The organism is Actinomadura sediminis, assembly GCF_042675525.1.
In the GTDB taxonomy this organism is placed as follows: domain Bacteria; phylum Actinomycetota; class Actinomycetes; order Streptosporangiales; family Streptosporangiaceae; genus Spirillospora; species Spirillospora sediminis.
This window is the reverse complement of the sequence record NZ_JBHTJA010000042.1, coordinates 12,711-26,010: the sequence shown is the minus strand read 5'-3', so window position 1 is coordinate 26,010 and position 13,300 is coordinate 12,711. Positions and strand designations below refer to the sequence as shown.

Here is a 13,300-nt window from a genome sequence, read left to right as displayed (position 1 = left end):
CCGAGACGGACGAGACGGACGAGACCGGCGCGGGCGGCGACGAGACCGCCGCGGCCGACGACCTCGAGCCCGGCGTCCTCGCGGACGACGACGCCGCGTTCCCGTCCGGGGGCCTCTCCGAGCGCGACCGCCAGATCCTCGCCTTCGAACGGCGCTGGTGGAAGTACGCGGGCGCCAAGGAGCAGGCCATCCGCGAGCTGTTCGACATGTCGGCGACCCGGTACTACCAGCTGCTGAACATCCTGATCGACCGGCCCGAGGCGCTCGAGTGCGACCCGATGCTGGTCAAGCGGCTGCGCCGGATGCGGTCGCAGCGGCAGCGCAAGCGCGCCGCGCGCCGCCTCGGCATCCGGCCCTGACCCGGCGAGACTGGTCCGCGTGACTACTCCCCGATCTGTGAAACGACTCGACGAACGTCCCGTGACGCCCGCCGGCGCCGAGGGGATCGACGCGATCCGGCGGACGCCCGGACGGGCCGTGCTCGCCTTCGACTTCGACGGCACGCTCGCCCCGATCGTCGCCGACCCCGCCGAGGCCCGCGCCGAGCCGCGCGCCGCCGGCACGCTGGCCCGGCTCGCCGCGCGCGCCGGCGCGGTGGCGATCATCACCGGACGTCCGGCGGCGGTCGCGGTCGAGTACGGCGGGTTCGCCGGGATCGACGGGCTCGTCGTCCTCGGGCAGTACGGGATGGAACGGTGGGAATCGGGCGAACTGAGGACGCCCGAGCCGCTCCCGGGCGTCGCCGAGGCGCGCGCGAAGCTGCCCGGCGTCCTCGAGGCGGCCGGGGCGCCGCCCGGGACGTTCGTCGAGGACAAGCAGCACGCGCTCGTCGTCCACACCCGGCGGTGCGCCGAACCCGAGGTGGCGCTCGAACGGCTCCGCGGCATCATCGCCGCCCTCGCCGAACGGACGGGCCTCGCGCTCGAACCCGGCCGGTTCGTCCTCGAACTGCGGCCGCCCGGCATGGACAAGGGCGTCGCGCTCCGCGCGTTCGTGGACGAACGCGACGAACGCCCGTCCGCCGTCCTGTTCGCGGGCGACGACCTGGGCGACCTCGCGGCGTTCGACGCCGTCGAGGCGCTGCGCGCGGAGGGCGTGCCCGGCGTGACGGTGTGCAGCGCGTCGAACGAGGTCACGAAGCTGGCCGAACGCGCCGACGTCGTGGTGGACGGCCCGTCCGGCGTGATCGATCTCCTCGACGCCCTGCTGGACGGCTCCGCCTGACCTCCGGCCCGCCGTGGGCTATCTGCGAGTGATAAGAGCCTCGTCCGGTTTTGTAGGTTCTCGCTCGACTACGGGGTCACCTGTGGATTCCGGTGACGATTGAGCCAAAATATGGTGCTCACAGGGGGAACCGCGCGAAGCTCCGGGGAGGCTGGACGTGAACATGGACCCGACGGTGCCACGTCGTCCCGACGGGACGGCGCCGCCGCCCCTTGCCCATGGCGTCGCGGCGCCTCCACCCGGCAACCCGATACCGCCCGGCGCGCCGACGAGCCCGATCGTCCACGGCCCGCCGCCGGGATGGACGCCGACCGGCGCCCCGGCACCGCCGCACGCGCCGGGAACCCCGCCGGGCGAGGCCGCCGGGACATACCGGACGGACGGCGTGTACCGGGGCGACCGGGCGCCCGCACCGGGAGGCGAACGCCCGCTCGCCCCCCACGCCCAGCAGGCCGCCGGAAGCGGCCCCGCCCCGACGCCCACGCCCGACGCCCAGCGGGCGTTCGCGCCGGGGGCGGGGGCCGTGGGCGGGTCGGCGTCCGGTCCGGCGAGCGCGCCGCTGCCCGGGGTCGGGGACGAGCCGGGGGCCGTGACCGGGCCGATGGGGGTGCGGGAGACCAGCGGCGTCCAGGTTCGGCTCGGCACGCGGGGCGGACGGGGGCGCCGGGAGCGGGCTCGCGCGGAGCGGGCGGCGGGGGAGCGGCCGGGGCCCGGCGAGCACCCCGGGGAGCGGCCCGGCAAGCGCGCCGGCAAGCGTGCGGGGATCGTCGCGGGCGGGGTGGTCGCGCTGGCGGCGCTCGTGATGGCGGGCGTCGTCCTGTCGTCGAGCACGCGTGAGGGCGAGGCGGGGAACGCGGCGTTCGGCGGTGAGGGCGGCGAGCGGCCGAACGGGACGGCGTCCGTCCCGCTGCCGGAGGCGGGGAAGCCGGTCGAGGTGGGCACGGCCGACGGTTCGCGTTACCGGATCGCGGCGGTGACCGCGGGGGTGAGCGACGGGACGATGCCGTCGACGCATTCGGCGGCCCCGTCAGGGACGTCCTACCCCTACATCGAGTACCTCCTGACGAACCCGAAGGACGAGCGGGTGCTGCTGGACTTCCCGGGGGACGTGTTCGTCAAGGCGGAGCTCGTGGCCGCCGACGCGCGGGGACGCTGCATGCCTCAGGCGGGGGTGCCCGAGGAGATGTGCACGCCGCCGACCAGGAGCCGCGTGGTCAAGACGCTGGTGGGCGGGGAGCCGATCCAGGGGGAGGGCGGCGACAAGTGGATGCCGCCCGGTTCGTCGTACCTGGTGCGTGCGACGGTCACCGTTCCGGTGGATCGCCGCATCGACGGCACGGACCTGGGGCTGTACATCTGGAAGCAGCTCTACATGAACGACCAGCTCGCCAAGCCGGCGCCGTTCCCGAGCTGAGCGAGGCCCGAGCCGACGAGAAGGGGCCGTCGCGCAGATGCGCGGCGGCCCCTGACCGGGTTCGCTCCTGGGTTCACTCCGCTTCGGGGTCATCGGCGAGGATCCCGTAGATGCGGCGGCGGGCGTCGTTGACGACGTCCAGCGCGCGCGCCTTCTGCGTCTCGCTGCCGACCGCCATGACCTGCTGCAGGGCGCCCATGAGCTGCCCGACGGCCTCGCGTCCCCGCAGGACGTTCTCGCCCGCGGCGTCGGTGACCTCTTCCCAGGGGGCGGTGGTCTGCTCGGCCGCCTCCGCGCGGCCCGTGTCGGTGAGCTCGAACAGGCGCTTGCCGCCGTCCTCGCGGCTGGTGACCAGGCCCTCGTCCTCCAGCATCTGGAGGGTGGGGTAGACCGAGCCGGGGCTGGGCCGCCAGACGCCGCCGGTGCGCTCGTCCAGCTCCTGGATCATCTCGTAGCCGTGCATGGGGCGTTCGGCGAGCAGCGCGAGCAGGGCCGCGCGGACGTTGCCGCGTCGGGTGCGGCGCCCGCCCCGGCCGCCGCGCCCGCCGCCCCGGTGGCCGTGCCCCCAGGGGCCGGGGCCGCCCGGGCCGAAGGGGCCCATGGGGCCTCCGGAGCCGAAGGGGCCGCCGCGCCGCGCGCGCTGTTCGAAACGCCGGAAGGGGCCGGGGCCCCGCATGTCGTGTGCATGCATCGCTGTCTCCTCATCTGATCGGTTGCGATGCATTAACGATATATCGCTAAGTTGTCGTTGGCAAGTGCCGGGTTCCGCGGGGGCCGAAACGAAACGCCCGGGCCCGCTCGTGGAGGACGAGCGGGCCCGGGCGCGAACGCGGCGTCGGACGCCGACGGCGGGGTCAGGGGCCGGTCACCTGCAGGTGGTCGAGGATGTCGGTGGTCGCCTTGCGGTCGTCGGTCTCCTTCACCCGGATCCAGAGCCCGAACCGGCCGGACGAGTGCCGCAGCCCGACCTCGGTGACCGACGCGGTCCCGGACGTGCAGCCGGTGAACCGCGTGATCGTCCCGGTGAGCGACTTGTCGGGCGACGTGTAGTTCTCGGGCCCGCCCTTCTGGCACTGCGGGTGCCGCGCGGCGGTCGGCGGCGGGAGCCGCCCCTGCCGCGGGTCGGTGGTGACGCCGATGAACACGCCGGGGACCGCCCCGTCGCCCTGGAAGCCGTCCACGCTCGTGGTCGCGCGCAGGACGGGACGCTCCTGCGGGTCGTTCAGCCCGACGATCGACGGCGCCCAGGTCTCCTCCGGCTGCAGCGGCCACGCCTTCGGCACCGCGGCCTTGATCTTGCCGCCGTTGTTGGAGACCTGGGCGAAGTCCTTCGGGATCGCCTTCTCCTCGCCGCCTTCCCCCGACCCGCCGCCGTCGCCGGAGAACAGGGTGCCGAGGAGGAGTCCCGCGACGACCGCGACCGCCAGCACGACCGCCGTGATGATCAGCGGCGTCCCGTACCGTCCGCCGGCGCCCTTGACCCGCCCGAGCGGCCCGCCGCCCCCGCCCTGCCGCGGCCCGCCCTGCGCGGGCGGGGGCGGCTGGAAACCGGTCGGCGGCGGCCCCTGGTCCGAGTGCGGCATCGGGCCGGGCGGCCGCCCCGCCGGGAACGCGGCCGTGCGCTGGTCGTCGCCGCCCGGTGCGGACGACGGATGCTGCGACGGCATCGCCATCGTGGCGTCGTCGGCGGCCCCGGACGACGACGGCCGCGCCGCGCCGAACGCGCCGCCCCCCGGACGCGAACCCGGGTGGTCGACGATCGTCTGGTCGCCGTCCGCGGCCGGCGGCGGGTCGAACCGCGTCTGCATGCCCGGCGGCACCGCCCCGGACGACGACGGGGACGACGACGGGGACGACGACGGGGACGACGCGGCGGGCGCGGGCGCCCCGTCGCGGCGGAAGTCCTGGACGGTGGCGTCCGGGTCGATCCGCGGTTCGGCGGGCGCGGCCGGTTCGGCCCCGGCCGCGCTCCCGGCCCCGGCCGGCACGGCCTCGTCGAGCATCGTCACGTCGGAGGCCGGGGGAGCGGGCGGCGGGGCCGGCGCGGAGGGCCGCGACGTGGCCCGCGCCGGCGGCGGGACGAGCGTGGACAGGGCCTCGGCGAACGCCTCGGCGGTCGGCCAGCGGTTCTCCCGGTCGACCTCCAGCGCGCGCAGCACGACCTGGTCCATCGCGGCGGTCACGCCCTCGCGCAGCTCGCTCGGCGGAGACTTCACCGGCGCCGGGCCGGGGGCCCGCCCGGCGAGCATGTGGTAGGTCAGCGCGCCCAGCCCGTAGACGTCCGCGCGGACGTCCAGGCCGCCGCCGAAGCGGGCCTGCTCGGGGGACATGTAACCGGGGGTGCCGACCGGCAGCGTGAACGCGCCGGACGCGTGCGCGAGCGCCTTCGCCAGCCCGAGGTCGGCGATCAGCAGCTTCTCGCCGCCGTCGGGGGTCGACTGGAACAGGACGTTCGACGGCTTCAGGTCCCGGTGGATCACGCCGAGCGCGTTGATGACCTCGACGCCGTAGGCGATCTCCTCGGCGAGCGCGATGGCCTCGTTGACCGGAAGCGGCCGTTCGCGCATCCGGTCGGCGAGCGTCCCGCGGTCCGCGTACGACATGACGAAGTACGGGCGTCTGTCGGGGAGTTCGCCGATGTCGTGCACCCGCACGAGACGCTCGGAGTCGGCGCGGCGCAGGATGCGCGCCTCTTCCAGGAACCGGTTGCGCACGTCGAGGTCGTCGACGAGGCTCCCGGACAGGACTTTGATCGCGACCGGCGACTCCAACGCGTCGTCGTGCCCGAGCCACACGGACGCGAACGCCCCGGACCCCAGGGCGCGATCGATTCGGTAACGGTCGACGTTCGGTGGGAAGGACACTCCCGTATCATGCCCAACAAACGGGGTGAGTGTGCGATCGAGCATTGAGGCACGGCATGGCATTCGATGAACGGACCGAGGAGCTGGCCCTGCTGGCCGCGCAGGGCGACCAGGCCGCCCTCAACGCGCTCCTCCGCAAGATCGAGCCGGACGTGCTGCGGCACGCCGCCCGGTTCCTGCCCTGCCGGCAGGACGCCGAGGAGGCGTGCCAGGACGCGCTGCTGCAGGTCGCGCGGAACATCCACCGTTTCGAGGGCCGTTCCCGGTTCAGCACGTGGCTGCACGTCGTCGTCGCGAACTCGGCGCGCTCCACCTACCGGTCGCTGAAGCGCCGCTCCGTCGAGCAGGCGGGCGAGCTGCCGCAGCAGCGCCCCGACCCGCGCCGCACCAGCGTCATCGCGGGCTCCCGCGTCGACATCCTCGACGCCATGGAGGACCTCGAGGCCCGCAAGCCCGACCTCATCCAGGCGCTCGTCCTGCGGGACGTCTCCCAGCTCGAGTACGCGGAGATCGCCGAGCAGCTCAAGCTCCCGCTCGGGACGGTCAAGTCGCGCATCCACGAGGCGCGGCGGCAGGTGCGGCAGACGCTCGGCGAGTCCTACACCTGAGCCTGGCCGCCGCGGGACGGCCGCGGCGCGGCGCCGTCCGCGGCGCCGTCCGCGTAGCGCGACGTACCCGGAAACGTCCGGACATCCGCAGGTCGGCGGGCGTCAAGGGTCGGTAATCGCGCCGCAACGATCCGTCGATGCGCCGGGCGCGGCGCGCGCGCCGCCGCGAGCATTCCGTGCATGTCACCAGGTCCCGCCGCCCGCACCGAGCGACCGATCTTCGTCATCGGCTGCCCCCGCTCGGGGACGACGCTGCTCCAGCTGATGCTGCACTCGCACCGGCGCATCGCGATCGCCCCCGAGACCAAGTTCGTCCTGCCCGGCTATACGCAACGGTGCGAGTTCGGTGACCTGACGGACACCGCGAACAGGCGGGCGCTGGCCGAGTGGATCACCGGCCGCCGGCAGACGAAGTTCCACGAGCTCGGCCTGGACGCCGCCGAGATCGCCGACGAGATCGTCGCGGCGCCGCCCACGCTCGGCTCCGCGTACGGGGTCGTGTTCCGGGCGTACGCGCGCAGGTTCGGCAAGCCGCGCTGGGGTGACAAGCGGCCGAGCTACGCGCGGCACGCCGGCGCGCTGCTGCGCATGTTCCCGGACGCCCAGTTCGTCCATCTCATCCGGGACGGCCGCGACTGCATCGCGTCGCTGCAGGAGATGCCCTGGTACGACCGCGACATCCACCACGCGATCTCCGCGTGGCGGGAGGCGATCGACCAGGGCCGCCGCCTCGCGTCCCGGCTCGGCCCCGACACGTACTACGAGCTCCAGTACGAGCGCCTCGTCGCCGACCCCGCCGACGAGCTGATCCGGCTCTGCGGCTTCCTCGGCGAGGACTTCGACCCCGCGATGACGAGCCCGCAGGGCCTCGCGCGCCGCACCGTCCCGCTGCGCAAGCGGTGGCACGGCCGCACGCACGACGCCGTCACGTCCACCCAGGTCGGGTCGTGGGCGCAGCGGCTCGACCCCTGGCAGATCAGCCTGGCCGAGGCCGCCTTCGGCGACCGCCTCGCCGAGTACGGGTACGAGCCGAGCGGCCTGCCCCGGCCCGCCGCCGCGCACCTCGCCCAGTACGCGAAGGTCGGCGCGCACCGCCGGATGGCGCACCGCAAGCAGGCCGTCCGGGAACGCTGGCGCCGCCACAACGAGCCGAACCCGGTCGAGTGCCTCCTGCCGCCCGAGCCCGCACGGCTCGCGTCCGGCGCGTGACGGACGCGGACGGCCGCGTCAGTCGAGCGCCGCGAGCTGCTCGGCGAACCAGCGCTGCGGCGGCAGCGCCGTCGCCGCCGCCGCGAGCCGGGTGCCGCGCGCCGCGCGCTCGTCCCGCGGCATCAGCAGCGCCCGGTGCAGCGCCTCGGCCGTCTGCGTCACGTCGTACGGGTTCACCATGAGCGCGTCGTCGGACAGCTCCGCCGCCGCTCCCGCCTCCCGCGACAGGACGAGCGCGCAGCCGCGCCGCGACAGCACCGGGCCCTCCTTCGCGACGAGGTTCATCCCGTCCCGGATCGGGTTCACCAGCAGGACGTCCGCGAGCCCGTAGGCCGCGAGGGAGCGCGGGTAGTCGTCGTTCACCTGCAGGATCAGCGGCTCCCACGCGGCGGTGCCGAACTCCTCGATGATCTGCTCGGCCGTCCGCCGCACCGCCGCCGTGTACTCGCGGTACTCGGGCAGGTCGTACCGCGACGGGTACGCGAACGCCAGGTGCACCACGCGTCCGCGCCACTCCGGATGGTTCACGAGCAGTTCCCGGTACGCCGCGAGCCCGCGCACGATGTTCTTCGACAGTTCCGTCCTGTCGACGCGCACGATGAGCCGGCGGTCGCCCACCTGCTCGCGCAGCGCGCGCGCCCGCTCCGCGACGTCCGGTTCCGCGGCGCGTTCCCGCAGCGCGGCGCCGTCCACACCGAGCCCGTGCACGCCGACGCGCGTGACGTGCCCGCCGCACGCGACCGTCCGGGCGGCGCGGTCGACGCGGGCGCCGGGCAGCAGCGCGCAGCAGTCCAGGAACGCCGAGGCCCACCGCTCGGTCAGGAACCCGGCGTGGTCGGCGCCGAGCACGCCCAGCAGGAGCTGCTCGCCGATGTCGTCGGGGAGCAGCCGGAAGTACTCGGGCGGCGCCCACGGCGTGTGCGAGAAGTGGACGATCTTCAGGTCGGGCCGCCGCTCGCGCAGCATCCGCGGGGCCAGCGACAGGTGGTAGTCCTGGACCGCGGCCTTCGCGCCCGGCGCGGCGTCCCGCGCCAGCGCGTCCGCGAACGCCGCGTTGTACGCCTCGTACGACTGCCAGTCCCGGCGTGCGCGGGCGTCGAAGTGGGGCCGCCGCGGAGTGTCGTACAGCAGGTGATGGACGAACCACAGCATCGAGTTCGCGATCTCGTTGTACGCGCGGTGGAACGTGGACGCGGGGATGTCGAGCATCCGCACCGCCGCGCCGCCGGTGTCGTGGCCCGCGAGGTCGATGCGCCCGTCGGGGGCCCGCCGCGCGGCCGTCCGGTCCGCGTCGCCCAGCGCCGCGCACACCCACAGGACGCGCGGGTCGGCGGGCCGCCCGGACGCCTCGCCCGCCGCGCCGTCCGCGTCCCCGGCGTCGCGGCCGTCCGGGGCCGTGCCGGTGACGGCGGCGAGGCCCGAGACCAGGCCGCCGCCCCCGCGGCGCATCGTCAGCGCGCCGTCGTCGGACAGCGAGAACGACACCGGGCCGCGGTTCGACGCCACCAGCACTTGGCTCATACCGGCAGGGTCTCAGTTGGGGTCGCGGGGCTTCAACGTGACCCGGGAGGTAGGGCGAAGGTGACGCAATCGCCTGATTAAGGGATCTTGCGGGGGGTAGCGGGCACGGATGAGCAGGAAAGAGACGACGAAGACGGTGCTCGTCGCCCTGACCGCCAACCTCCTCCTCGCCGTCGCGAAGATCATTGCCGGGCTGGCGTCGGCGTCCAGCGCGATGCTCGCCGAAGGCGCGCACTCCATCGGCGACAGCCTCAACCAGTTCTTCCTGCTGATCTCCATCCGCCGCAGCGCACGGCGGCCCGACCGCCGCCACCCCTTCGGCTACGGCAACGAACGGTACTTCTGGTCGCTGCTCGCCGCGGGCGCCATCTTCGTCGCGGGCGCGGGCTACTCGATCTTCGAGGGCGTGCTGACCATGACCGGCCACACCCGGGACGACACCGGCGCCGGCCTCGCCTTCGCCGTCCTCGGGCTCGCCGCCGTCCTCGAGGGGACGTCGTGGATCCGCGCCTTCCACCAGGCCCGCCTGGAGACCCGCCGCAGCGAGCACGACATGGTCGAGCACGTCCGCCGGTCGCCCGACATCACGTTCAAGACGGCCCTGTTCGAGGACTCCGCCGCGATGATCGGCCTCACGCTCGCCGCCACCGGGCTCGCCCTCCGCGAGCTCACCGGATCCGACTTCTGGGACGGCCTCGCGTCCGTGCTGATCGGGCTGCTGCTGGCCGGGCTCGCGTTCGTCATCGGCCGGGAGAGCAAGGGCCTGATCATCGGCCGCGCCGCCGACCCCGCCGTGCAGCGCGGCATCCAGGCCGAGATCGCCGGGGCGCGCGGCGTCACCGGCGTCGAGGCGCTGCTGACGATGCACTTCGGCCCCGAGGAACTGCTCGTCGCCGCGAAGGTGCACTTCTCCGACCACATCAGCGCCGACGAGGCCGAGGACGTCGCGGGCGCCATCGACCGCCGGCTCCGCGAGCGGTACCCGCTCGTCCGGCACGTCTTCCTCGACCCCACCCAGGCGCCCGGCGGCCCCCCGAAGGGCGCGCCGCCCGTGACGCACGTCCGCCCGGAGAAGGAGGGCGCGTGATCAAGAGCACGTCCGGGTAACGTCTCAAAGCGTGGAACCCGCCTGTCTACGATCCGGTCAGGTCATGTAAAGTCACGCATACGAGCCCAAAGAGCGCTCGCACAACTGAATACCGCTCATCCAGAGGGGTGGAGGGACCGGCCCTGCGAAGCCCCGGCAACCACCCGGCTCATGTGCGCTCGCGACCCCGCGAGGCCGGCCGGGAGAAGGTGCCAACTCCGGCCTGCGACCAAGGTGGCGCAGGAAAGATGGGGAGAAAGGCCTCGCCCTCATGGCAACCACGCCTGCCACCGCCGACCTCGGCCCCGCTACCGCCCTCGTCTGTCGCGAATGCGGTTCGACCAGCGAACTCGGCCCGTTCTACGCGTGCGACGAGTGTTTCGGCCCCCTCGAGATCTCCTACGACTTCGGCGGCATCACCCGCGCCGACATCGAGTCGGGCCCCCGCAACATCTGGCGGTACCGCGGCCTGCTGCCCGTCCCGTCCGACGTGGCGTCCACCCCCAACATCGAGCCCGGCCTGACCCGGCTCGTCCGCGCCGACAACCTCGCCGAGGCCCTCGGGCTGCAGAAGCTCTGGGTGAAGGACGACAGCGGCAACCCGACCCACTCGTTCAAGGACCGCGTCGTCGCCGTCGCGCTCGCCGCCGCCCGCGAACTCGGCTTCAAGGTCCTCGCGTGCCCGTCCACCGGGAACCTCGCGAACGCCGTCGCCGCCGCCGCGTCCCGCGCCGGGATCCGCTCCGCCGTGTTCGTCCCGTCCGACCTCGAGTCGCAGAAGATCATCACGACGGCCGTGTACGGCGGCACGTTCGTCACGGTCGACGGCAACTACGACGACGTGAACCGGCTCGCGTCCGAGATCGCCGGAGAGCAGGACGACTGGGCGTTCGTGAACGTCAACGTGCGCCCGTACTACGCGGAGGGCTCCAAGACCCTCGGCTACGAGATCGCCGAGCAGCTCGGCTGGCGGCTGCCCGACCAGATCGTCGTCCCGATCGCGTCCGGCTCCCAGCTCACCAAGATCGACAAGGCGTTCCAGGAGCTCATCAAGCTCGGCCTCGTCGAGGACCGCCCCTACAAGGTGTTCGGCGCGCAGGCCGCGGGCTGCTCCCCGGTGTCCGCCGCGTTCAAGGCCGGGCACGACGTGATCCGCCCGGTCAAGCCCGACACCATCGCCAAGTCGCTCGCCATCGGCAACCCCGCCGACGGCCCGTACGTCCTGGACGTCGCCCGCCGCACCGGCGGCGCGATCGAGGACGTCACCGACGAGCAGGTCGTCGAGGGCATCCGGTTGCTCGCCCGCACCGAGGGCATCTTCGGCGAGACCGCGGGCGGCGTCACCGTCGCGACCCTCCGCAAGCTGGTCGAGGACGGCGGGCTCGACCCGTCCGCCGAGACCGTCATCATCAACTCCGGGGACGGGCTGAAGACCCTGGACGCCGTCGCCCCGGTGGTCGCGCCGAGCGCGAACATCGCCCCGTCCCTGGAGGCGTTCCGCGCCGCCGGCCTCGCCTGAGAATCGAAGGAGCCGAACCATGAGCACCGTGTCCGTCCGGATCCCGACGATCCTGCGCACCTACACCGGCGGCGAGGCGGAGGTGAAGGCCGAGGGCGAGACCCTCCGCGCCGTCGTCGCCGACCTCGAGGCGAGCTACTCCGGCATCTCCGCCCGCATCCTCGACGACGCCGGCAAGATCCGCCGGTTCGTCAACGTGTACGTGGGCGACGAGGACGTCCGGTTCGCCGAGGGCCTCGACACCCCCACCCCGGCCGGCACCCAGATCTCGATCATCCCCGCGGTCGCGGGCGGCTGACGTCCGTCCCGTCCGTCCCGTCCGGCGCGCGACCGACCGCGCGCCGGACGGGCACAAGCCGACATCCCTGGGCCAATTGCCCGAACGGCAGATCAAGCCACATTTCGCAATGGCGTAATCGCGACATTTAACATCGCGCCGACGCACCCGAGGCCGTCGCTTTGCCACTCGCCGCCCCACCGCGTCGATCTTGACTCGTGCTGTCCGTCGGCTTGAGTTTTCTTGCCATTCCCTCTCGGAAGAGTTGAGTCGAGTGCTCGATTCCGAGCGCGCGGGTTCGCGAAGGAAAGGTATGGCATGAAGCGTATTGTGCGGGCAGTGGTGATCGCGGGCATCGCGGCGGGGGTGCCGCTCGCCACGGCTCCGGCGGCGATGGCGGACATCACGATCGTCTACGTGGAGAAGGCCGAGATCGGCCACAACGGCCCCACCTACGTCCTCGAGGAGGGCCCCGGCGACCTGTCGTTCAGCAGCGTCACCGGCTCGCCCAAGGCGCAGTCCGCGGTCGGGAACGAAGAGGTGAAGACCGGCAAGATCTCCAACACCGTCAAGGGCGGCAAGGGCAACAAGGCGGGCACCGAGGTCGAGGGCTCCGAGCAGGACCAGGAGGCCAAGGACCACGGCAAGAAGCACCACGGCGAGAAGCACGAGGAACACGGCAAGAAGCACGACGCCGAGAAGGACCACGGCAAGAAGCACGAGGACGCCGGAGCCCACGCCGAGCACGCGGACGCCAAGGAGGCGGGCGCCGAGCACGCGGACAGCGAGCAGGCGGGCGCCGAGCACGCGGACGTCCAGGAGGCGGACGCCAAGGAGACGGGCGCCCGCGAGGGCGCCGAGCCGGCGAAGTCGCACGACAAGCCGAAGCCGAAGAAGAAGCACGTCGTGAAGGAGATGACCGTCGGCCACAACGGCCCGACCATCGCCGCCGAGACCGGGCCGGGCGACCTGTCGTTCGCCAGCACCACGGGCTCGCCCAAGGCGCAGTCCGCCGTCGGCAACGAGGCGGTGAAGACCGGCGACATCTCGAACACCGTCAAGGGCGGCAAGGGCAACGCCGCGGGCGCCGAGGTCGAGGGCTCCGAGCAGGACGCGAGCGCCAAGTAACCGCCGAACGCGCCCCCGCGGGCGCGTGAACCGCTACCGACGGCCGTCCCGGACCGAACCCGGGGCGGCCGTTCGTCCCCGCCATGCCGCGACCGATGTTCGAGCAGCGATGTTCGCCCGGATCGACGTCGGTCAAGATGGTGCCGTGAGCGCTCGAGTGTTGCCCCCGAGGATGTCGCCCTCTTGCTCCGCGACCTGTGTATCCGTCTCGGGTTTTGCCTGCCCCCAAAAGACCTGGCCGAGTTCTGCGCTTCCCCACCGAACGACGTCGACTCGTTCACGGAGGCGGTCTTCCGAGCCGAAGGCTCGGACGCATCGCCGTACGGGGATCTGTGGCACCAGGTCCGGGAAATGGTGGCGCGGGCTTTCGAGGAAAGCGGCGCCTCCGGTTCGTGAGAACGGCGCACGCCCGTGGCGTCGTTCGTCCGAGAACGGACGCCACGTGCGGT

The 13,300-nt window shown here is 73.3% G+C and carries 11 protein-coding genes, 1 pseudogene and 1 riboswitch; of the genes and pseudogenes, 9 read left to right on the top strand and 3 right to left on the bottom strand.

Annotated elements, in window-relative coordinates; translation table 11 throughout:
- Positions 1-110: 110 nt before the first annotated feature.
- From ACFQ11_RS20585 to ACFQ11_RS20575, 3 genes and pseudogenes are all read left to right on the top strand, one after another.
- Positions 111-359 (top strand): annotated as a pseudogene (locus ACFQ11_RS20585) (DUF3263 domain-containing protein); the annotation flags it as partial.
- Between the two features lie 37 nt (positions 360-396).
- Positions 397-1,224: a trehalose-phosphatase gene (gene otsB / locus ACFQ11_RS20580; protein ID WP_378300968.1), complete on the top strand. Its 828-nt coding sequence runs from the start codon at positions 397-399 to the stop codon at positions 1,222-1,224.
- Between the two features lie 157 nt (positions 1,225-1,381).
- Positions 1,382-2,638 carry a hypothetical protein gene (locus tag ACFQ11_RS20575; RefSeq protein ID WP_378300965.1) on the top strand — a complete coding sequence of 419 codons (1,257 nt, stop codon included), beginning with the start codon at positions 1,382-1,384 and terminating at the stop codon, positions 2,636-2,638.
- 73 nt (positions 2,639-2,711) lie between these two features.
- On the opposite strand, the gene ACFQ11_RS20570 is transcribed toward ACFQ11_RS20575, so the two are convergent.
- Positions 2,712-3,329, bottom strand: coding sequence for a PadR family transcriptional regulator (locus tag ACFQ11_RS20570; protein ID WP_378300963.1), 618 nt, complete (start codon positions 3,327-3,329; stop codon positions 2,712-2,714).
- A gap of 163 nt (positions 3,330-3,492) precedes the next feature.
- The gene (locus ACFQ11_RS20565; RefSeq protein WP_378300960.1) at positions 3,493-5,502 is read right to left on the bottom strand and encodes a serine/threonine-protein kinase; all 2,010 of its coding nucleotides are present in this window, start codon (positions 5,500-5,502) and stop codon (positions 3,493-3,495) included.
- Positions 5,503-5,558: 56 nt separating this feature from the next.
- Here ACFQ11_RS20565 and ACFQ11_RS20560 point away from each other — a divergent pair, with 56 nt between their 5' ends.
- Both ACFQ11_RS20560 and ACFQ11_RS20555 read left to right on the top strand, forming a co-directional pair.
- Complete coding sequence (locus tag ACFQ11_RS20560) at positions 5,559-6,110, top strand: RNA polymerase sigma factor (protein ID WP_378300958.1); 552 nt, start codon at positions 5,559-5,561, stop codon at positions 6,108-6,110.
- A 180-nt stretch (positions 6,111-6,290) separates the two neighbouring features.
- Positions 6,291-7,319: a sulfotransferase family protein gene (locus tag ACFQ11_RS20555; RefSeq protein WP_378300956.1), complete on the top strand. Its 1,029-nt coding sequence runs from the start codon at positions 6,291-6,293 to the stop codon at positions 7,317-7,319.
- An 18-nt stretch (positions 7,320-7,337) separates the two neighbouring features.
- Here the strand turns inward: ACFQ11_RS20555 and ACFQ11_RS20550 are convergent, their stop codons facing one another.
- Positions 7,338-8,840, bottom strand: coding sequence for an alpha,alpha-trehalose-phosphate synthase (UDP-forming) (locus ACFQ11_RS20550; RefSeq protein WP_378300953.1), 1,503 nt, complete (start codon positions 8,838-8,840; stop codon positions 7,338-7,340).
- A 109-nt stretch (positions 8,841-8,949) separates the two neighbouring features.
- Between ACFQ11_RS20550 and ACFQ11_RS20545 the strand changes: the two genes are divergently transcribed.
- From ACFQ11_RS20545 to ACFQ11_RS20530, 4 genes are all read left to right on the top strand, one after another.
- Positions 8,950-9,927, top strand: a complete 978-nt coding sequence (locus ACFQ11_RS20545) for a cation diffusion facilitator family transporter (RefSeq protein WP_378300951.1) — start codon at positions 8,950-8,952, stop codon at positions 9,925-9,927.
- 113 nt (positions 9,928-10,040) lie between these two features.
- Positions 10,041-10,182: riboswitch (SAM riboswitch) on the top strand.
- Between the two features lie 16 nt (positions 10,183-10,198).
- Entirely contained in the window at positions 10,199-11,446 is a 1,248-nt protein-coding gene (thrC, locus tag ACFQ11_RS20540) for a threonine synthase (RefSeq protein ID WP_378300949.1), read from the top strand.
- A 19-nt stretch (positions 11,447-11,465) separates the two neighbouring features.
- Positions 11,466-11,744, top strand: a complete 279-nt coding sequence (locus ACFQ11_RS20535) for a MoaD/ThiS family protein (RefSeq protein WP_378300947.1) — start codon at positions 11,466-11,468, stop codon at positions 11,742-11,744.
- 297 nt (positions 11,745-12,041) lie between these two features.
- Positions 12,042-12,851: a hypothetical protein gene (locus tag ACFQ11_RS20530; RefSeq protein WP_378300945.1), complete on the top strand. Its 810-nt coding sequence runs from the start codon at positions 12,042-12,044 to the stop codon at positions 12,849-12,851.
- Positions 12,852-13,300: the final 449 nt, after the last annotated feature.

Excerpts from the sequence above, each read along its gene's own strand:
- ACFQ11_RS20570 (WP_378300963.1), bottom strand. The coding sequence starts at position 3,329 with ATGCATGCACACGACATGCGGGGCCCCGGCCCCTTCCGGCGTTTCGAA.
- ACFQ11_RS20545 (WP_378300951.1), top strand. The coding sequence starts at position 8,950 with ATGAGCAGGAAAGAGACGACGAAGACGGTGCTCGTCGCCCTGACCGCC.
- ACFQ11_RS20560 (WP_378300958.1), top strand. The coding sequence starts at position 5,559 with ATGGCATTCGATGAACGGACCGAGGAGCTGGCCCTGCTGGCCGCGCAG.
- ACFQ11_RS20550 (WP_378300953.1), bottom strand. The coding sequence starts at position 8,840 with ATGAGCCAAGTGCTGGTGGCGTCGAACCGCGGCCCGGTGTCGTTCTCG.
- ACFQ11_RS20535 (WP_378300947.1), top strand. The coding sequence starts at position 11,466 with ATGAGCACCGTGTCCGTCCGGATCCCGACGATCCTGCGCACCTACACC.
- ACFQ11_RS20530 (WP_378300945.1), top strand. The coding sequence starts at position 12,042 with ATGAAGCGTATTGTGCGGGCAGTGGTGATCGCGGGCATCGCGGCGGGG.
- ACFQ11_RS20555 (WP_378300956.1), top strand. The coding sequence starts at position 6,291 with ATGTCACCAGGTCCCGCCGCCCGCACCGAGCGACCGATCTTCGTCATC.
- thrC (WP_378300949.1), top strand. The coding sequence starts at position 10,199 with ATGGCAACCACGCCTGCCACCGCCGACCTCGGCCCCGCTACCGCCCTC.